Raw genomic sequence first — 18987 nt, 5'->3', positions numbered from 1 at the left:
GTCCTATAGTCAGCGACGCAGAATCTGAGCCAGACAGTCCACCACGCCAGCGGGATTATCCCGATGCGCGTTGTGTCCGGCATTACGAATCACATGGTTTGGTACTGATATTTCCGCCGCTAAAGCGCGGAATTTATCGTCACGTTCACCACATAAATAATAAAACGGAAATGTGCGCGTATGGAGTTGCGCACGTAAATCAGGTTGTACGGCAAGCGAGGTTGCCTCAAGCATTGCCGCCAGCGTATACCCATTATTCTGGCTACGCAGAGCGACCAGCGCCTCTCTTTGCGCCGCATTCAGCGAGGAAAAAACCGGTTGTTGGTACCAGTCATTAAACACCTCGCGCAGCGGCTCAGCGCGAAAACGCGCAGCCCAGCGACCATCCGAGAGACGACGCTGCACACGCGCCTCCTCGCTTTGCAAGCCAGGATGTCCACCTTCAACCACCAGACCACACAGTCCCGGCATCTCCTGACAGGCTGCCATCATCGCGACTCTGCCGCCAAGAGAGTATCCTACCAGCCAGTAGTTAAGTATGTTGTAACTAAGCAGAGTATTATGCAGCAAAGCGTTTACGTCATCGAATCCGCTCACGCTAATGTCAGCGGACCCGCCGTGTCCTGGCAGGTCGATGTACAGCCGCGAATAATTCTGAAACGCTTCGCCAACCGTCTGCCATTCGCGATAATCGCCGGAAAAACCGTGCAGGAAAACCAGCCAGGGAAATCCTGGCTGGCCCTCGTTTGCCTGCGCGTGCAGGATCATAGATGGCTTACCTGCGCCAGCAGTTGCTGCAGGGTTTGCGCCCCGTCAGTTTCATTTACCACCAGCTCAATCACCGTTGCCGCCGGAGTACGCCAGGCGTTATTCAACGCGCTCTCCAGTTGCTCCCAGTTTTCCGGACGCTGGTATTTAAGGTCAAACATGGCGGCAGCATGCTCAAAATGCACGTTCTGCGGCATCAGGTAGAACCGTTCGCGTTCGCTTGCCGGCGTCGGCAGCAGGGAGAAGATCTGCCCGCCGTTATTGTTGACCACTATCAGGACAAACGGCGCGGATACCTGGCGCAATAACGCCAGGGCATTGAGGTCATACAACGCAGATAAATCACCGACGATAGCCAGCGTCGATTTTGCGCTGGCGCGCTGTACGCCTGCAGCCGTTGACAACAGACCGTCGATACCGCTCGCGCCGCGGTTGCTATAGACCGGGAAACCCGCCGGAAGCTGTGACAGCGCATCAATCAGACGCACCACCAGGCTGTTGCCCACGAACAGTTGTCCCTGCTCCGGCAGGTATTCGCGGATACGGTGGGCTAATTGCGCTTCACCAAACGCGTCGCGGCGGGCTTCTACCGCCTGCCAGGCCAGCTGCGCCAGGCGTGGGATTTCTACGCACCAGGGCTGACGTTTCTCCGCCGGATGCAGCTCCAGCCAGTCGCCAACCTTTGCTACCAACCTGCGCCCACGATGATGAGCCGGATCGAGGCGGCCTTCGAGATTATCGACAATCCAGTATTCCTGCGGATCACAGCTGGCCTGCCATTGCAGGAGTCGTTTTCCAGTCAGGCTACTGCCAAGCTGCACCACAATCTGCGCCTGCTGTAATTCAGCTACCGCTTTCGCATTCCCGAGCCACAGGTCGGCGCACGGCAACGGCTGTCCGGTTTGCGACAGAACATCGCCAATCAACGGCCAGCCTAGCATCTGCGCCCATTGCGCAACCTTCTTGCCCTCTTCGGCACTCATGCGACCTGCAATCACGACGCCGCGTTTTTGTCGCCAGAAAAACCAGTCACGCTGTTTGTCGCTTTCCAGCCGACGCGCTTCACGCAGCCAGGGTTTATCGTCCTGCCACCAGTCGCCAAGGCGCTGCTGCCAGGCAATCCCCGTTTCGTCCATATCGCCATACAGCGGTTCCGCAAACGGACAATTAATATGAACCGCCCCGCTATGCAGCGCGGCTAAGGCGTTATCAATGGTGGACACCAGCCAGCTCGCCGGGATGTCCTGGGTCGGGCGCGGTAAGGAGAGCGTTTGCGATGGATGCGAGGCAAACATTCCGGCCTGACGAATTGCCTGGTTAGCGCCGCAGTCGATAAGTTCAGGCGGTCGGTCAGCGGTAAGTAAAATCAGTTTTTCACCGGTCAGTCCCGCTTCGATCAACGCGGGATACAAATTCGCCACCGCCGTACCGGACGTCACAATCACGGCGACAGGCTGCCGGCTGACTTTTGCCAGACCTAAAGCCAGATGCCCAAGACCGCGCTCATCAAAATGAGTATGGTGGATAAAAGCCGGGTTTTCCGCTGCCGCCAGCGTCAACGGTGTAGAACGAGAGCCAGGGGCAATGCAGACATGCCTGACGCCGTGGCGAGTGAGTGCTTCCAGAATGACCGCCGCCCAGCGTCGGTTAAATGCGCTTACTGACATGAGATTGTCCGGTATCAATATTGCGACACAGTATAAAGAATCGAATAAATGGATTTTTGATATGAGTCGGTAATATACAACTCATTACCCTTCCATCTGTAATAAAGTGCGCAGTCCTGCCGCTTTATTGTCTATTTCTTGCCATTCCTGCTCAGGATCTGAACCGCGAACGATCCCTGCCCCGGCATACAGGCGCACCACGTTTGCGCTAATTTTCGCCGAACGTAATGACACGCAAAACTCGCTTTGGCGCAGAGAAAGGTAACCCGCAGAACCGGCATACCACTCGCGTTCAAAGGGTTCATTATGTTGGATAAATTCACGCGCCAGCTCACGCGGAATGCCTGCGACTGCCGCCGTAGGCTGAAGCTGCATCAGGCAAAGCGTATCGTCGGCCTGATTCAGTTCCGTCCAGATACAGCGACGCAGGTGCTGCACTTTACGCAGTCTGAGCACCTGCGGCGGCAGCACGTCAAGCGTTTGCGTACAGCCCTGCAAACGCTGGCAAATATCTTCGACCACCAGCATATTCTCGCGCTGGTTTTTATCATCTTTCATTAGCCATTCACCCAACTGCCATGCCCGATGATCCTCAGGGTGATTGGCAACGGTTCCGGCCAGCGCCTCGGTGCGCAGCGCCGTGTCACGCCGTCGATACAGACGTTCAGGGGAAGAGCCAAGAAACGCGCACTCTGCAGAGAATGCCATAAAGAAATGGTAGCAGTTCAGGTTCAAGCGACGGCTGGAGGCCATCACGGCCGCGGCATTAACCGACTGAGAAAACTGTAAGTCGGTCGCCCGCGCCAGCACCACCTTCTCAAGCGCTTCCGCATTGATTGTTTGCGTGGCGAGTTTTATCAGATCTGTCCAGCCTGCTTTATCCGGCCAGTTCTGTTCTCCCGTCAAATGCAGGCGCAATGCGGGTAGCGGCTTTACGTTAGCGAGCGATGAAATTAACGCCATCGCCTGCGCGGCGTCTTCACGCAGCGACACGTCGCTATAGAGATGTAAGCGTAAGCTCGCCGCCCCGGCGCAACGTCGCCATTCCAGCCGTGGCAATAACAAATTACCGCGCTGGGGCTCAAAGGCATTCAGGCCCCAGATACGCAGGTCGGGATGATTATCATGCTGGCGTAAAAAGTGCTGAGCTGATTCCAGCGAGGAAAATGCGGCGACAGCGCCCAGAACGGCGGCTTCTTCGTCGCCGTTACGCTGCTGCCAGTAAAACTGGGGCCAGACGGGTTGACTGGCCAGCCATCCTAAAGCATCAAACGCATCATTCAGTGGGAAAGGTATATCGTAAATACGAATTCCAGGTGCTGCCGGTATCTCTTGCGACAAATGACGCATCAGACTTTCCAGCGCAGTAGTGATTGAATGCACGCGGACCTCTCCCTGTTAAAAACCTCACATTATACGGGGTACTGAGCAGAAAAAGCAGTACCCCCAGTTAGGGAGTACGTACAAATGCGCTGACGGAATGGAATTTATCGCCGTGCTAACAATAATCCCATCACTAAACCGACCGTGGCGCCAACGCCAATTCCGCGCCAGGGTTTTTCATGCACATAGTCATCGGCCCGGCAAACGGCTTTTTTCGCGCGGTAATAGTAGCTGTCAGAGGCGTGGCTGACGCGATTTCTCACCTCTTCTAACGCCCGCTCTGCCCGCGCTTTTAACTCAAGGTATTTTTGATCGGCTGGATCGCCGGAAGAACGCAGCACCTCCTCCAGCGTTTCACTCAACAATTCCAGATCATCATCGATGCGTGACTCATAAGAATGAAAAGACATTTTATTCTCCCTTTCTATTGACGTACCCGCTAACTATAGACAATCAGGCGTGTTTGCGCCTGTTTATGCCTGATGCGCTTCTCGCGCCATGCCGATGTGCGGAATACCGTCTTCGTCATAGATATCCGTGACCGGAACAAAACCAAAGCGCGCATAGAACGATTGCAGATGGGCCTGCGCCCCCAGATACAGCGCCTTATGCGGCCAGTGCTGGGTACAGGATGCCAGTGTTTGGGTCATCAGTTGCTGCCCCAGTTTTTCACCACGCAGCGCTTCGCTTACAATCACCCGGCCAATGACCACCGGCTCCAGCTCGTCATCGCTTTTCAGAATCCTCGCATACGCCACCAGCTCATCGTTATGCCAGCCCAGAATGTGCCGGTTTTCCCCAACCAGGTCATCACCATCCACATCCTGATACGGACACTGTTGTTCAACAACAAACACCGCACAGCGAAGCTGAAGAATGGCGTACAGCTGCTGGGTATTGAGCTTTGCATGGTGGAGATCTTGCCAGTGGATCATTGTCTGCCCCTTTGTTGTGATAACCTGAACACCCTGCCTTGTTGATGGCGAAAAGTGTAACGCGAAGATGGAATTACTATTTTTAGGCACGTCTGCGGGTGTCCCCACGCGCTCCCGCAATGTAACGGCAATTTTACTGAATCTGCAACACCCGACTCAGGCGGGGCTGTGGCTTTTTGATTGTGGTGAAGGAACGCAGCATCAGTTGCTGACCACGCCGTTTAACCCAGGAAAACTCGATCGTATTTTTATCAGTCATCTGCACGGCGATCACCTGTTTGGTTTACCGGGGCTGCTGTGCAGTCGTTCGATGGCCGGCAACGTCCAGCCGCTGACGCTATACGGCCCGAAGGGGTTGCGAGAGTTTACCGAAACCGCTTTGCGCTTAAGCGGCTCGTGGACCGATTATCCGCTGGATATTGTAGAAATCACTGCAGGTGAGATTGTCGATGACGGCCTGCGTAAAGTAACGGCGTACCCGCTGGCGCACCCGCTGGAGTGCTACGGTTTTCGTATTGAAGAGCACGACAAGCCAGGGGCGCTCGACGCCAGCGCCCTAAAGGCCGCAGGCGTTAAATCGGGCCCGTGGTTTCAGGATTTGAAAGCCGGGAAAACCATCGTACTGGAAGATGGTCGCGCGATTAACGGCGCCGAATTTCTCGCTCCGGCCACCAGGGGAAAATCTGTGGCTATTTTCGGCGACACAGGCCCCTGCGCGTCCGCCATTGAACTGGCACGAGGTGTGGATGTAGTGGTGCATGAAACCACGCTGGACTCCTCAATGGAGGAAAAAGCCAACAGCCGCGGGCACAGCTCGACCCGACAAGCCGCAAAGCTGGCGCTTGAGGCCGGAGTGGGACGCCTGATCATGACCCACGTTAGCTCACGCTACGATGAAAAAGGCTGTCAGCGGTTACTCGAAGAGTGCAAAGCAATATTTCCAGACACGGAACTGGCTCACGATTTCGCCATTTTCACCGTTTAATGCTCCATTTTTCCGCCTCAGTGCCGATAACAGTGGAAAGGCTGGCTTTCACACTGAGGACAGGATGAATAATTTCCAGAAAGATATTGATGACAGGACAAACCTAACCCTGTCTAACCGTTTTGAACTGCTACTGTTTCGCCTTGGCAAATCTGTTGAGGAGCAAAAATCAGAGCTGTTTGGCATCAACGTATTCAAGCTGCGTGAAATCGTACCGATGCCGACCTTTACGCGTCCGGCAGGTATGAAGGCCCCGCTGCTGGGTATGGTTAACATTCGCGATCAGGTGATCCCTGTGATTGACCTGCCCGCCGTCGCGGGCTGTAAGCCAGAGACCGGGCTTAACATCCTGTTGATCACGGAGTATGCCCGCAGCGTCCAGGCATTTGCGGTGGAATCAGTGGAAAACATTATGCGTCTGGACTGGCAACAGGTGCATACCGCTGAGAAAGCCGTCAATGGTCGCTATATTACCAGTATCGCCTGTCTGGACGATAACAAAGAGACCAATAACCTGGCGCTGGTGCTCGACGTCGAACAGATCCTGTACGACATTGTACCGTCGAACCATGACCTGCGCGCAACGAACCTGAAAACCAATAAATTCAACATTACGCCGGGTGCGGTGGCGATTGTGGCAGATGATTCCAAAGTGGCCCGCGCGATGCTGGAAAAAGGGCTTAACGCCATGGAGATCCCGCACCTGATGCATGTGACGGGCCAGGATGCGTGGGAGAAGATCCAGCAGTTATCTGAGGAAGCTGAAGCGGAAGGTAAGCCAATCAGCGAGAAAATAGCCCTGGTGCTCACCGATCTGGAAATGCCGGAGATGGACGGTTTTACGCTTACCCGTAAGATAAAAACCGACGAACGCCTGAAGAAAATCCCGGTCGTTATCCACTCTTCACTTTCCGGTAGCGCCAACGAAGATCACGTTCGCCGAGTAAAAGCGGATGGCTACGTGGCCAAATTCGAAGTCAATGAGCTTTCTTCGGTGATCCAGGAAGTGATGGATCGCACAGCGAAAGGCATCAGCGGTCCGCTGGTGAGCCGTCAGCTATTGAACTGACCGTATTGCACGCATAAAAAAACCCGCCTTGGCGGGTTTTTTCGTTTCTGCATTTCGATTACATCAGCGGAGTCGCTAACTGCACAATGCTGATCAGCGGTTGCGGGTAGATACCCAGCACCAGTACCAGCAGAGCTGAAATCAGCACCACGATACCGCCCGCGCTATACTGCCAGTTGGACGGCGCATCGCGGTTCAACTGCTGCGGTGCGCTCAGGTACAAGCTTACGGCAACGCGCAGGTAGTAGTACAAACCAATCGCAGAACCTACCACCACAGCGGCAACCAGCCACCACAGGTTAGCCTGCACACCGACAGCCAGTACGTAGAACTTACCGATAAAGCCCAGCGTCATCGGAATACCCGCCAGAGACAGCATCATCACCGTCATCACCGCCGCGAGGATCGGACGATGCCAGAACAGACCACGGTAGGAGAACAGAGAGTCTGCATCTGGGCCGCGGTACGGGCTGGACATCAGGCTGACCACACCGAACGCGCCGAGGCTGCTGAACAGGTAACCGGCCAGATAAACGCCAACCGCTTCCATCGACATTTCGCCGCTCTGCAGGGCAATCAGCGCCACCAGCAGGTAACCGAGGTGAGAGATAGAAGAGTAACCAAGCAGACGCTTGATGTTGGTCTGGCTCAGCGCCATCAGGTTACCAAAGATGATGGAAGCAAAGGCGATCACGCCCAGCACGATACGTACCGCTTCGCTATCACCTACCGGTGCGTACAGGAACAGACGCATCACCACGCCGAAGATAGCGATTTTGCTCGCCGTCGCCAGGAAGGTGGAAACCGGAGCCGGAGCGCCCTGGTATACGTCTGGCGTCCACAGGTGGAATGGAACCAGCGAGAGTTTAAAGCCGAGGCCAACAATCATCAGACCGAAGCCCGCCAGCAGCAGTGGTTCGTGCAGCATGCCATCGCCAAGGCTCTTACCGAGCGCGACAAATGACAGGTTGCCAGACTGTGCGTACACCAGAGCCATACCGAACAGCAGGAAAGAAGACGCTGCGGCAGACAGAATGGTGTATTTGATACTGGCTTCAAGCGAACGTTTCTGACGGAACGCATAGCCAACCAGACCAAACAGCGGCAGAGAGATAAGCTCAATACCAAGGAACAGCGCCGCCAGATGGTTAGCGTTAGCCAGCAGAATACCGCCGAGCGCGGCAATCAGCACCAGCAGATAGAACTCTTCCCGGTTGTCGTCGTAGCCTTCCAGCCACGGGTAAGCGAAGGTACAGGTGGCAAGACTCGCCAGCAGCACCAGCCCGGTGTAGAGCATAGCGAAACCGTCAACCCGCATCAGCGGGGTGACGTCCATGGCGCCCGCCTGGCCAACAAACCAGAGCGAAACCAGCGCGGCGTTAAGCCCAATGACCGACAACGTGGCATTGAGGAAGTGATTGCGTCGCCACGCAATGGAGAGCATCACAACCACCACCGTCAAGCCGACGATCAGCAGCGGTAGCAGCGCAATCAGGTGTTGTGGAGTTATTGTCATGGCGATTTACGGCCTTGTAGTAGTAACGGAATTAACAAACCACTGCTGGATGTTGCTCATCGCAGAATGCGAGGTATCCAGAATCGGCTGCGGATAGAAGCCAAGCAGTACCAGAAGCACAACCAGCAACAGGATGATAAACAGCTCACGCAGCGACATCCCTGGCAGTTCAACACTGGCAATCTGGCTCTTCGCCTTACCAAAGTAAGCGCGATGCAGCATCGCCAGCGAGTAAACAGAGGCAAACACCAGACCAAAGGTCGAGATCACGGTAATGACCGGAACCACCTGGTAGCTGCCGAACAGAATCATAAATTCGCCAACGAAGTTACCTGTACCCGGCATACCCAGCGTACACACTGCGAAGAACATTGACAGCGCAGGCAACCATTTCATTTTGCCCCACAGGCCGCCCATCATACGCATATCACGCGTGTGCAGACGTTCGTACAGCTGACCACACAGGATGAACAGACCGGCTGCGGACAGACCGTGCGCGATCATCTGAATAACCGCACCCTGGTAAGCCAGCTGGCTGCCGGTGTAGATAGCAATCAGTACGAAGCCCATGTGCGATACGGAGGTGTAGGCAATCAGACGTTTGATGTCGTACTGATTAAAGGCCATCCACGCGCCGTAGAAGATGCCGATTACGCCAAGCCACATTGCGATAGGCGCAAACTCCGCCGACGCGTTCGGGAACAGCGGCAGGGAGAAACGCAGCAGACCGTAGGCTGCGGTTTTCAGCAAAATCCCCGCCAGGTCAACGGAACCTGCGGTCGGTGCCTGAGAGTGCGCATCCGGCAACCAGCCGTGCAGCGGAACCACCGGCATTTTCACCGCGAAGGCGATGAAGAAGCCCAGCATCAGCAGGTATTCCACGCCGTGGGACATCGGGGTATTCAGCAGCTCTTCATAGTTGAAGGTCCACACGCCGGTCGCTTTGTAGTGCACAAACACCAGCGCCAGGATGGCAATCAACATCACCAGACCACTGGCCTGGGTATAAATGAAGAACTTGGTTGCCGCCGTGATACGCGTTTTACCGTCAGAGGCTTTATGCCCCCAAAGTGCTATCAGGAAGTACATCGGCACCAGCATCATTTCCCAGAAGAAGAAGAACAGGAACATGTCGATGGCAAGGAATACGCCGATTACGCCGCCTAAGATCCACATCAGGTTCAGGTGGAAGAAGCCCTGGTATTTTTCGATTTCATTCCAGGAGCAAAGGACCGCCAGAACACCGAGCAGACCGGTCAGGACTACCATTAGCAGCGACAAGCCGTCGATGGCTAAATGGATAGAGATGCCAAAACGTGGGATCCACGGCAGGACAAACTCAGACTGCCACTGCGGAATACCCGCGGATTGCGTCAGTGAATAGCCGCCCTGCAACCACAGTTGCAGGCCTAGCGCCAGCGTCAGTCCCATGGTAATCAGCGCTATCCAACGCGGCACCTTCACGCCAAAGCGTTCGGTCTGCCAGCACAGGAAGCCACCGATGAAAGGGATTAATATCAACCAAGGTAATAACATGGTGATCTTTGTTCCTTGTTTAAGTCCCGTTCAGGCTATCTCACTCGTCATAGCGAATCCCGGCTGTGCTCGCAACCCTTACGTACTTCAGTACGCTTCGGTTGCTGTGCGCAGGCGGTGTCCACTCTGACTTCGCCGATAACGCCTGTCCTTTTGGACCTGATTTTCAACGAATTTTAAAAATTCTCTTTGGGTTTGTAGGCCGGATAAGCGAAGCGCCATCCGGCAATCGTTCATCCAGCCAACAAACTCAACGCAGTACCATCAACAGTGCCAGCACAACGACAGCGCCGATGCTCATTGATGCCACATACCAGCGCAGATAACCGTTCTCGCTTAACAGCAGGCCTTTACCTGCAAAGCGGGAAAGGATGGCCGGAATGTTCATCATTGAGTTCAGCGGATCGCGTTTCAGCAACCAGGCAACGCCCAGGAACGGCTTAACGAACACTTTGTCGTACAGCCAGTCGAAGCCCCAGGCGTTATACCACCAGGTCCCCAGCAGACGACCTGGCGCACTGTTGGCAATCGATGTCACCAGCGTGCGTTTGCCCAGCCACAGCCATGCTGCGATCAGGATGCCCGCAATCGCTACGATACCGGAGGTAATTTCCAGCGTCATGACGCGACCATGTTCAAGCTCGGTCGTCGCAGGCAGTACCCCCTGCAGCGGTGGCACAATCAGCGCGCCGACGAAGGTGGACAGGATCATCAGCACAATCAGCGGCAGATGATGGGTAATCCCCTTCCCTGCGTGAGCGTGAATTTGTTCTTTACCGTGGAACACGATGAAAATCATACGGAAGGTATACAGAGAGGTCATGAACGCACCGACCAGACCTGCAACCATCAGATTGATATGACCGTTCGCCATCGCACCGGCCAGAATCTCATCCTTACTGAAGAAGCCTGCGGTAATCAGCGGCAGAGCCGACAGCGCCGCGCCACCAATCAGGAAGCAGAGATACACCAGCGGAATAGACTTACGCAGGCCGCCCATCTTGAAGATGTTCTGTTCGTGGTGACAAGCCAGGATAACCGAGCCGGATGCCAGGAACAGCAGCGCTTTAAAGAAGGCGTGCGTCATCAGGTGGAAAATCGCCGCATCCCACGCCTGAACACCCAGCGCCAGGAACATATAACCAATCTGGCTCATGGTGGAGTACGCAAGAACGCGCTTAATGTCGGTCTGTACCAGCGCGGCGAAACCCGCCAGCACAAGCGTGATAGCACCGATAATTCCCACCAGATGCAGAATTTCCGGGGTCATCAGGAACAGGCCGTGCGTACGTGCAATCAGGTAGACACCGGCGGTAACCATCGTTGCGGCGTGGATCAGCGCGGAGACAGGCGTCGGGCCGGCCATCGCGTCAGCAAGCCAGGTCTGCAACGGCAACTGCGCGGATTTACCCACCGCACCGCCCAGCAGCATCAGGGTTGCCCACATCAGCATGTTGTTACCCGCTTCGAAGTGCGCAGGCGCCAGTTCGACCATTTCGCGGAAATTCAGCGTGCCCAACTCGTTGTAGAGGATGAACAGCGCGAAGGCGAGGAACACGTCACCGACACGGGTTACCACGAAGGCTTTCATTGCCGCAGCGCCATTCTTCGGATCGGTGTAATAGAAACCGATCAGCAGATAGGAGCACAGGCCCACGCCTTCCCAGCCGAGGTACATCAGCAGCAGGTTGTCCGCCAGTACCAGAACTACCATGCTGGCGATAAACAGGTTGGTGTAGGCGAAGAAACGAGAGTATCCCTCTTCACCGCGCATATACCAGGAGGCGAACATGTGGATCAGGAAACCGACGCCGGTCACCACGCTGAGCATGGTCAGCGACAGGCCGTCCAGCACCAGGTTAAAACCGATGTTGAAGTCACCAACGGACATCCACGTCCACAGCGGCTGGCTGTAGGCCTGTTGGCCATTGGCAAAGAAGTCAACGCCAACAAACGCCGTCACCAGCGCCGCCAGGCCAATCGACCCGACGCCCACGGTAGCGGACAGATTTTCTGACCAACGACCGCGAGAGAACGCCAGTAATACAAAGCCAATAAATGGCAGAATAATGGTTAAGGCAAGCATGTTCATCCACGCATCTCACTTACTGAATCGATGTTCAGGTTCTGGCGACGGCGATGAAGTTGCAGCAACAGCGCAAGTCCAATGCTCGCTTCCGCAGCCGCAAGGCTGATGGCGAGAATATACATCACCTGACCATCGGTCTGGCCCCAGTAGCTTCCGGCGACCACAAAGGCCAGCGCGGAGGCGTTAATCATGATTTCCAGCCCGATCAGCATAAACAGCAGATTGCGGCGGATAACCAGACCGGTTAAACCCAGTACGAATAAGACAGCCGCGAGGATCAGTCCATGTTGTAAGGGGATCATGCGTGCTCCTCCGTTTTTCTTTTCGCGCGGTCATCGGCGCGGTTGCTCAGCACTTCACCTGAACGCTCTTCGCGTCCAACGTGGAAGGCCACAACCAGACCCGCCAGCAGCAGCATCGAAGCCAGTTCGACCGCCAGTACATACGGACCAAACAGGGAAATACCGACTGCTTTCGCGCTGATTGGCGTACCGTCAATGCCCTGATCGTTAACGCCCAGAATGGCGTACACAATGACCACCAGCATGATGGCCGACAGAATCGCCGGACCAATCCACACCTGCGGTTTCAGCCACTGGCGTTCCTGTTCAATTTCAGAACCACCGAGGTTGAGCATCATTACCACGAACACGAACAGCACCATGATGGCGCCCGCGTAGACGATAATTTCCAGCGCACCGGCGAAGTAAGCGCCTAACGAGAAGAACACCCCGGAAATCGCCAACAGCGAAATAATCAGATACAGCAACGCGTGTACCGGATTGGTGTGGGTGATCACCCGCAAGGTTGCGAGAATGGCTATCAGGCCACAGATATAAAAAGCGAACTCCATTGCCCCTCTCCTTACGGTAACAGGCTCTTGACGTCGATAGGCTTGGCTTCGTTCTCTGCTTCGCCCTTATCTTTGCCGTCGATTGCCATACCTGCCATCCGGTAGAAGTTATATTCCGGGTATTTGCCCGGACCGGAGATCAGCAGATCCTCTTTCTCGTAAACCAGGTCCTGGCGCTTGTACTCACCCAGCTCGAAATCTGGAGTCAGCTGAATAGCCGTTGTCGGACAGGCTTCTTCGCACAGGCCGCAGAAAATGCAGCGTGAGAAGTTAATGCGGAAAAACTCCGGATACCAGCGGCCATCTTTGGTCTCTGCTTTTTGCAAAGAGATACAGCCTACCGGACACGCTACCGCACACAGGTTACAGGCAACGCAGCGCTCTTCACCGTCCGGATCGCGGGTCAGAACGATACGACCACGAAAACGGGGTGGTAGATAGACCGGCTCTTCCGGGTACATCTGCGTTTCGCGTTTCGCGAACGCATGCAGGCCGATCATCCAGATACTGCGTACCTGGGTGCCGAAACCTACGAACAATTCTTTTAAGGTCATGGTCTTTGTGTCCCTTATTGCGCCTGCCACAGAATGACAGCCGCCGTTACCAGCAAGTTGACGAGCGTCAGCGGCAGACAGACTTTCCAGCCGAAGGACATTACCTGGTCATAACGAGGACGCGGTAACGACGCACGAATCAAAATGAACATCATCATGAAGAACGCGGTTTTCAGCGCGAACCAGACGAATGGCGGTAAGAACGGGCCATGCCAGCCACCGAAGAACAGGGTAACCATCAGTGCAGAAATGGTGACGATACCGATGTACTCACCCACGAAGAACAGACCGAATTTCATACCGGAATATTCAATGTGGTAACCGTCGGCCAGTTCCTGCTCGGCTTCTGGCTGGTCGAAAGGATGACGGTGACACACCGCCACGCCCGCGATGGCAAAGGTGACAAAACCAAAGAACTGCGGAATTACGTTCCAGATATCAGCCTGGTTGTTGACGATGTCGGTCATGTTAAATGAGCCGGCCTGCGCCACCACGCCCATCAGGGAAAGTCCGAGGAACACTTCGTAGCTCAGCGTTTGCGCAGACGCACGCATCGCACCGAGCAGGGAGTATTTGTTGTTACTGGACCAGCCGGCGAACAGTACCGCGTATACCGCGAGACCTGCCATCATCAGGAAGAACAGGATCCCGATGTTCAGGTCAGCGACCACCCAGTTCGGACTCACCGGCACGATGGCGAAAGCCAGCAGCAGCGAGGTGAAGGCGATCATTGGTGCCAGGGTAAAGATGACGCGATCCGAGAATTTCGGGATCCAGTCTTCTTTAAAGAACATCTTGATCATGTCCGCAACCAGCTGGAGCGAACCGCCCCAGCCAACACGGTTCGGTCCGTAACGGTTCTGGAACAGACCCAGCAGACGACGTTCGCCAAAGCTCATGAATGCCCCGCAGGTGACCACCACCAGCAGGATCACGACCGCTTTGAGAATGCTCAGCAGGATCTCAATCAGATCGGGTGTAATCCAACTCATTGTTGTGCCTCCTGCAGATCCTCAAGACGCGCACCTGCCAGTACCGGCGCGATGCCAGGCATACCCATCGGCAAACCAACCTGCCCTGCCGTTAATCCTTCAGCGATTTCAACCGGCAGCGTAACCGTGTTGCCATCGTAGCTGAAAGAAACGCGCGTACCGGCATTAACCCCCAACTTCGCGGCATCAGCCGGATTGAGTTTAATGTACGGCTGCGGCATACGGGTCTGGAAGACCGGCGCACGTTGTGACATTTCGTCGCTACCAAACAGATGGTAGTAAGGCGCGATACGCCACTGACCATCCTGAGCCTGGAAGCTCGCCGGAACGGTAGTGAAGTAATCCATCCCATCCGCAGAAGCTTCGATCAGACGCACGCCTGGGTCGCCATGACGCAGTTTACCGCCCACTTCATCCTGGAACTTATTCCACGCCTGTGGGGAGTTCCAGCCTGGTGCCCAGGCAAACGGAATTTGTGAACGCGGCGCAGACGGTTGGTTGTTCCCTTCCATCGAGAAAGCGAACATGGTGTCTTTGTCCTGCGGCTGGCGCGGTTCGTGTACGCTGATGTTGGCGCGCATTGCGGTACGACCGCTGTAGCGGTGCGGTTCACGTGCCAGTTTCTGTCCACGAATACGGAAGGTTGCATCCGGCGCGGCATCTTTAATACCCGCCAGTTGCGGCAGCTTCTCAACGACCGCGTCGATGACGTGGTCAAGCTGCGTCCAGTCTACTTCACGGCTCTGCACGGTGCTGTGCAGCGAGTGCAGCCAGCGCCAGCTTTCCAGCATGACGGTGTTGCTGTCGTAGTAGGACGGGTCGTAGACCTGGAAGAAGCGTTGGGCGCGGCCTTCGTTGTTAATCACCGTACCATCACTTTCGGCGAAGCTTGCGGCGGAAAGCACCAGATGGGCGTTTTCCATAATTGCCGTACGCTGATGATCAACGACCAGTACCAGTGGCGCTTTCGCCAGCGCGGCGTTCACACGCGTAGCTGAAGCATGGCGATGCAGGTCATTTTCCAGCACCACAACGGCGTCAGCACGACCTGTTTCCAGCTCGGTCAGCGCATCCTCAAGGGAACCACCGCCAATCATACCCAGGCCCATGCTGTTAACAGAGCGAGCAATCATGGTGATGCCGACATCAGCGCCCCGACCTTTCAGCGCCTTCGCCACGTTGGCAGCCGCCTGAATCACCTCGGCGCTACCGGCGTTGGTGCCGGAAATAATCAGTGGTTTCTTCGCTCCGGCCAAGGCCTGAACGATAACGTCAATTTTGTTCTGCAGGTCACGATCGATACCGTCAACCGCCGGGGCGTTGTTATCCAGCGCGTGGGCGATAGCGAAACCTAAACGCGCCTGATCTTCAACCGGCGCACGGTAGGTCCATGCGGCGATATCATCCAGACGGGTGTTATCGACGTTGGTGACGAACAGCGGATGCTTGGCGCGCTGGCCGATGTTGAGGATGGCCGCAATCTGCCAGTCGGCCACTTTCTGCGCCGCCGCCATTTCGCGTGCTTTACCTTTCACCGCCTGACGCACTGCCAGCGCAACGCGCGCGCCGGTCTGGGTGACATCTTCGCCCAGCACCAGAACCGCATCGTAGGATTCGATTTCGCGCAGTGCCGGAGTATGAATACCGCCGTCACGCAGTACGCTCAGCGCCAGCTGCAGACGTTCCTGCTCGCCCTGGGCGATACCGGTATAGAAGTTATCCGCACCGACCAGTTCGCGCAGTGCGAAGTTGCTTTCAACGCTGGCGCGCGGGGAGCCGATACCAATCACTTTCTTCGACTGACGCAGAATATCTGCCGCGCCCTGCATCGCCTGTTCGGCGTTCAGCGTGATCAGGTCATCGCCACGACGCTGTACCGGCTGACGCGGACGGTCTTTCAGGTTCACGTAACCATAGCCAAAACGACCACGGTCGCAGAGGAAGTAATGGTTAACAGTACCGTTATAACGGTTTTCGATACGACGCAGTTCACCGTAGCGCTCGCCCGGGCTGGTGTTACAGCCGATGGAACACTGCTGGCAGATGCTCGGCGCAAACTGCATGTCCCATTTACGGTTATAACGCTCGGAGTGCGTTTTATCGGTGAAGACGCCGGTCGGACAAATTTCGACCAGGTTGCCGGAGAATTCGCTTTCGAGCGTACCGTCTTCCGGACGACCGAAGTAGACGTTGTCATGTGCGCCATAGACGCCCAGATCCGCGCCATCGGCGTAATCTTTGTAGTAACGTACGCAGCGATAGCAGGCGATGCAGCGGTTCATTTCATGAGAGATGAACGGCCCCAGGTCCTGGTTGCGGTGCGTACGCTTCGTGAAGCGGTAGCGACGGAAGCTATGACCGGTCATGACGGTCATATCCTGAAGGTGGCAGTTACCGCCCTCTTCACAGACCGGACAGTCGTGCGGGTGGTTAGTCATCAACCACTCCACTACGCTTTCGCGGAACTGCTTCGCTTCTTCGTCATCAATAGAAATAAAGGTGCCTTCGGTGGCCGGTGTCATACAAGACATCACCAGGCGACCACGCGTGTCTTCCGCGTTTTGATATTGCTTCACCGCACACTGGCGGCAAGCACCGACGCTTCCCAGCGCCGGGTGCCAGCAAAAGTACGGAATATCAAGGCCGAGAGACAGACAAGCTTCCAGCAGGTTGTCCGCTCCGTTGACCTCATATTCTTTGCCGTCTACATGAATCGTAGCCATAGTCAGCATGCTTCCAGTTGGCTCGGTCGTAACCGAGCGTTAATCGAATTACTTATCGCGATGCAGGGGTTAACCTGCAATTACCAGCGCTCTTTCAGCAGGTTCGGCTGAATACCACCAATCTGATGGGTATTGCTGAAGGACTGCTTGATGCCAGCTTCGAATTCTTCGCGGAAATATTTAATGGCGCTCTGCAGCGGTTCCACCGCACCCGGTGCGTGTGCACAGAAGGTTTTACCCGGGCCGAGGAAACGACACAGTTGCTCAAGTGTCTCGATATCCCCTGGCTGGCCTTCGCCACGCTCCAGCGCGCGCAGAATTTTCACACTCCACGGCAGACCGTCACGGCACGGCGTACACCAGCCGCAGGACTCGCGGGCAAAGAACTCTTCAAGGTTACGCACCAGAGGAACCATGCCGATCTCGTGATCGACGGCCATTGCCAGCGCGGTACCCAGACGGCTGCCTGCTTTACCGATGCTTTCGAATTCCATTGGCAGGTCAAGGTGCGCCTCGGTCAGGAAGTCAGTACCCGCGCCGCCAGGCTGCCAGGCTTTAAACTTCAGGCCATCGCGCATGCCGCCCGCGTAATCTTCGAGGATCTCACGCGCGGTAGTACCGAAAGGCAGTTCCCACAGGCCAGGATTCTTCACGCGACCAGAGAAGCCCATCAGCTTGGTGCCTGCGTCTTTGCTCTTCGAAATGTTCTGGTACCACTCCACGCCGTTCGCGAGGATAGCCGGTACGTTACACAGGGTTTCAACGTTATTTACGCAGGTCGGCTTACCCCATGCGCCAGAGCTTGCCGGGAACGGCGGCTTGGAACGCGGGTTAGCACGGCGACCTTCGAGGGAGTTAATCAGCGCGGTTTCTTCACCGCAGATATAACGCCCTGCCCCGGTGTGGACAAACAGTTCGAAGTCAAAACCGGTGCCCATGATGTTTTTGCCAAGCAGACCGGCTTCGGTCGCTTCGGCGATCGCGCGACGCAGATGCACGGCCGCTTCGATATATTCACCGCGCAGGAAGATGTAACCACGGTACGCTTTCAGCGCAAACGCGGAGATCAGCATGCCTTCCACCAGCAGGTGCGGCAGCTGCTCCATCAGCAGACGGTCCTTATAGGTGCCCGGTTCCATTTCATCGGCGTTACACAGCAGGTAACGGATGTTCATGGATTCGTCTTTCGGCATCAGGCTCCACTTCAGACCGGTGGAAAAGCCCGCGCCGCCGCGCCCTTTCAGGCCAGCGTCTTTTACCTGATTAACGATATCATCCGGTGACAGTCCGGTCAGGGCCTTTCGCGCACCTTCGTAGCCGTTCTTGCTACGGTATTCGTCCAGCCATACCGGCTGTTTGTCATCACGCAGACGCCAGGTCAGCGGATGCGTTTCGGGAGTACGGATAATGTCTTTCATTTATACCGCTCCAGCAGTTCGGGAATGCCTTCCGGGGTCAGGTGAGCGTGAGTATCCTCATCGATCATCATGTTTGGCCCTTTATCGCAGTTCCCCAGGCAACAGGTTGGCAGCAGCGTAAAACGACCGTCGAAGGTCGTCTGCCCCGGCTTGATGTTGAGTTTTTTCTCAAGCGCAGCCTGGATCCCCTGGTAGCCGTTGATATGGCACACCACGCTGTCGCAGTAGCGGATCACGTGGCGACCTACCGGCTGGCGGAAGATCTGGCTATAGAACGTGGCAACACCTTCTACGTCGCTTGCCGGGATACCCAGCACATCAGCGATCGCATAGATCGCGCCATCCGGCACCCAGCCACGCTGTTTCTGAACGATTTTCAGCGCTTCAATGGACGCCGCACGCGGGTCTTCGTAGTGGTGCTTCTCGTGCTCAATCGCTTCACGCTCAGCCGCACTCAGCTCAAAAGCCTCGGTTTGTGGTTGTTGATTCTCGTGCATAA

17 protein-coding genes are annotated in these 18987 nt (G+C 55.8%); 2 read left to right on the top strand and 15 right to left on the bottom strand.

The features are described from left to right. Positions 1-9: 9 nt before the first annotated feature. The 5 genes from menH to WHR59_RS07465 all read right to left on the bottom strand — a co-directional run bounded on the left by menH (position 10) and on the right by WHR59_RS07465 (position 4753). A complete protein-coding gene (menH, locus tag WHR59_RS07485) occupies positions 10-768 on the bottom strand; it encodes a 2-succinyl-6-hydroxy-2,4-cyclohexadiene-1-carboxylate synthase (RefSeq protein WP_172863205.1) in 759 nt (252 codons plus the stop codon). After that, positions 765-2435 carry a 2-succinyl-5-enolpyruvyl-6-hydroxy-3-cyclohexene-1-carboxylic-acid synthase gene (gene menD, locus WHR59_RS07480; protein WP_227093294.1) on the bottom strand — a complete coding sequence of 557 codons (1671 nt, stop codon included), beginning with the start codon at positions 2433-2435 and terminating at the stop codon, positions 765-767. The genes menH and menD overlap by 4 nt, the downstream gene beginning before the upstream one ends. 84 nt (positions 2436-2519) lie before the next feature. After that, positions 2520-3818, bottom strand: a complete 1299-nt coding sequence (menF, locus tag WHR59_RS07475; protein WP_075145882.1) for an isochorismate synthase MenF — start codon at positions 3816-3818, stop codon at positions 2520-2522. A gap of 104 nt (positions 3819-3922) precedes the next feature. Further along, positions 3923-4228: a stress response protein ElaB gene (gene elaB / locus WHR59_RS07470; RefSeq protein WP_003027683.1), complete on the bottom strand. Its 306-nt coding sequence runs from the start codon at positions 4226-4228 to the stop codon at positions 3923-3925. 63 nt (positions 4229-4291) lie between these two features. Further along, entirely contained in the window at positions 4292-4753 is a 462-nt protein-coding gene (locus WHR59_RS07465; protein WP_043017044.1) for a GNAT family N-acetyltransferase, read from the bottom strand. 67 nt (positions 4754-4820) lie between these two features. Here WHR59_RS07465 and rbn point away from each other — a divergent pair, with 67 nt between their 5' ends. Next, positions 4821-5738: a ribonuclease BN gene (rbn, locus tag WHR59_RS07460; protein ID WP_338843774.1), complete on the top strand. Its 918-nt coding sequence runs from the start codon at positions 4821-4823 to the stop codon at positions 5736-5738. Positions 5739-5802: 64 nt separating this feature from the next. After that, complete coding sequence (locus tag WHR59_RS07455; RefSeq protein ID WP_047409800.1) at positions 5803-6807, top strand: chemotaxis protein; 1005 nt, start codon at positions 5803-5805, stop codon at positions 6805-6807. A gap of 58 nt (positions 6808-6865) precedes the next feature. On the opposite strand, the gene nuoN is transcribed toward WHR59_RS07455, so the two are convergent. From nuoN to nuoE, 10 genes are all read right to left on the bottom strand, one after another. After that, complete coding sequence (nuoN, locus tag WHR59_RS07450; RefSeq protein ID WP_003027689.1) at positions 6866-8323, bottom strand: NADH-quinone oxidoreductase subunit NuoN; 1458 nt, start codon at positions 8321-8323, stop codon at positions 6866-6868. A gap of 6 nt (positions 8324-8329) precedes the next feature. Continuing rightward, a complete protein-coding gene (gene nuoM, locus WHR59_RS07445; protein ID WP_003027692.1) occupies positions 8330-9859 on the bottom strand; it encodes an NADH-quinone oxidoreductase subunit M in 1530 nt (509 codons plus the stop codon). 250 nt (positions 9860-10109) lie between these two features. Beyond that, positions 10110-11951, bottom strand: coding sequence for an NADH-quinone oxidoreductase subunit L (nuoL, locus tag WHR59_RS07440; protein ID WP_043017047.1), 1842 nt, complete (start codon positions 11949-11951; stop codon positions 10110-10112). After that, on the bottom strand, positions 11948-12250 hold the full coding sequence (gene nuoK, locus WHR59_RS07435; protein WP_006683663.1) for an NADH-quinone oxidoreductase subunit NuoK: 303 nt from the start codon (positions 12248-12250) through the stop codon (positions 11948-11950). The genes nuoL and nuoK overlap by 4 nt, the downstream gene beginning before the upstream one ends. Then, entirely contained in the window at positions 12247-12801 is a 555-nt protein-coding gene (gene nuoJ / locus WHR59_RS07430; RefSeq protein ID WP_043017048.1) for an NADH-quinone oxidoreductase subunit J, read from the bottom strand. Before nuoJ ends, nuoK begins: the two co-directional genes overlap by 4 nt. A gap of 11 nt (positions 12802-12812) precedes the next feature. Next, on the bottom strand, positions 12813-13355 hold the full coding sequence (nuoI, locus tag WHR59_RS07425) for an NADH-quinone oxidoreductase subunit NuoI (protein WP_003028062.1): 543 nt from the start codon (positions 13353-13355) through the stop codon (positions 12813-12815). Positions 13356-13369: 14 nt separating this feature from the next. Further along, positions 13370-14347, bottom strand: coding sequence for an NADH-quinone oxidoreductase subunit NuoH (gene nuoH / locus WHR59_RS07420; RefSeq protein WP_003028063.1), 978 nt, complete (start codon positions 14345-14347; stop codon positions 13370-13372). Further along, positions 14344-17070: an NADH-quinone oxidoreductase subunit NuoG gene (gene nuoG / locus WHR59_RS07415; protein ID WP_075146370.1), complete on the bottom strand. Its 2727-nt coding sequence runs from the start codon at positions 17068-17070 to the stop codon at positions 14344-14346. Before nuoG ends, nuoH begins: the two co-directional genes overlap by 4 nt. 80 nt (positions 17071-17150) lie before the next feature. Beyond that, on the bottom strand, positions 17151-18488 hold the full coding sequence (nuoF, locus tag WHR59_RS07410; protein ID WP_338843773.1) for an NADH-quinone oxidoreductase subunit NuoF: 1338 nt from the start codon (positions 18486-18488) through the stop codon (positions 17151-17153). Then, entirely contained in the window at positions 18485-18985 is a 501-nt protein-coding gene (nuoE, locus tag WHR59_RS07405; RefSeq protein WP_003028069.1) for an NADH-quinone oxidoreductase subunit NuoE, read from the bottom strand. The genes nuoF and nuoE overlap by 4 nt, the downstream gene beginning before the upstream one ends. Positions 18986-18987: the final 2 nt, after the last annotated feature.

This window comes from Citrobacter europaeus (assembly GCF_037482245.1).
GTDB classification, from domain to species: Bacteria; Pseudomonadota; Gammaproteobacteria; order Enterobacterales; family Enterobacteriaceae; genus Citrobacter; species Citrobacter europaeus.
Note: the sequence above shows the minus strand (reverse complement) of the source record. Positions and strands in the feature narration are given on the sequence as shown.

Excerpts from the sequence above, each read along its gene's own strand:
- menH (WP_172863205.1), bottom strand. The coding sequence starts at position 768 with ATGATCCTGCACGCGCAGGCAAACGAGGGCCAGCCAGGATTTCCCTGG.
- menD (WP_227093294.1), bottom strand. The coding sequence starts at position 2,435 with ATGTCAGTAAGCGCATTTAACCGACGCTGGGCGGCGGTCATTCTGGAA.
- elaB (WP_003027683.1), bottom strand. The coding sequence starts at position 4,228 with ATGTCTTTTCATTCTTATGAGTCACGCATCGATGATGATCTGGAATTG.
- WHR59_RS07465 (WP_043017044.1), bottom strand. The coding sequence starts at position 4,753 with ATGATCCACTGGCAAGATCTCCACCATGCAAAGCTCAATACCCAGCAG.
- rbn (WP_338843774.1), top strand. The coding sequence starts at position 4,821 with ATGGAATTACTATTTTTAGGCACGTCTGCGGGTGTCCCCACGCGCTCC.
- WHR59_RS07455 (WP_047409800.1), top strand. The coding sequence starts at position 5,803 with ATGAATAATTTCCAGAAAGATATTGATGACAGGACAAACCTAACCCTG.
- nuoN (WP_003027689.1), bottom strand. The coding sequence starts at position 8,323 with ATGACAATAACTCCACAACACCTGATTGCGCTGCTACCGCTGCTGATC.
- nuoM (WP_003027692.1), bottom strand. The coding sequence starts at position 9,859 with ATGTTATTACCTTGGTTGATATTAATCCCTTTCATCGGTGGCTTCCTG.
- nuoL (WP_043017047.1), bottom strand. The coding sequence starts at position 11,951 with ATGAACATGCTTGCCTTAACCATTATTCTGCCATTTATTGGCTTTGTA.
- nuoK (WP_006683663.1), bottom strand. The coding sequence starts at position 12,250 with ATGATCCCCTTACAACATGGACTGATCCTCGCGGCTGTCTTATTCGTA.
- nuoJ (WP_043017048.1), bottom strand. The coding sequence starts at position 12,801 with ATGGAGTTCGCTTTTTATATCTGTGGCCTGATAGCCATTCTCGCAACC.
- nuoI (WP_003028062.1), bottom strand. The coding sequence starts at position 13,355 with ATGACCTTAAAAGAATTGTTCGTAGGTTTCGGCACCCAGGTACGCAGT.
- nuoH (WP_003028063.1), bottom strand. The coding sequence starts at position 14,347 with ATGAGTTGGATTACACCCGATCTGATTGAGATCCTGCTGAGCATTCTC.
- nuoG (WP_075146370.1), bottom strand. The coding sequence starts at position 17,070 with ATGGCTACGATTCATGTAGACGGCAAAGAATATGAGGTCAACGGAGCG.
- nuoF (WP_338843773.1), bottom strand. The coding sequence starts at position 18,488 with ATGAAAGACATTATCCGTACTCCCGAAACGCATCCGCTGACCTGGCGT.
- nuoE (WP_003028069.1), bottom strand. The coding sequence starts at position 18,985 with ATGCACGAGAATCAACAACCACAAACCGAGGCTTTTGAGCTGAGTGCG.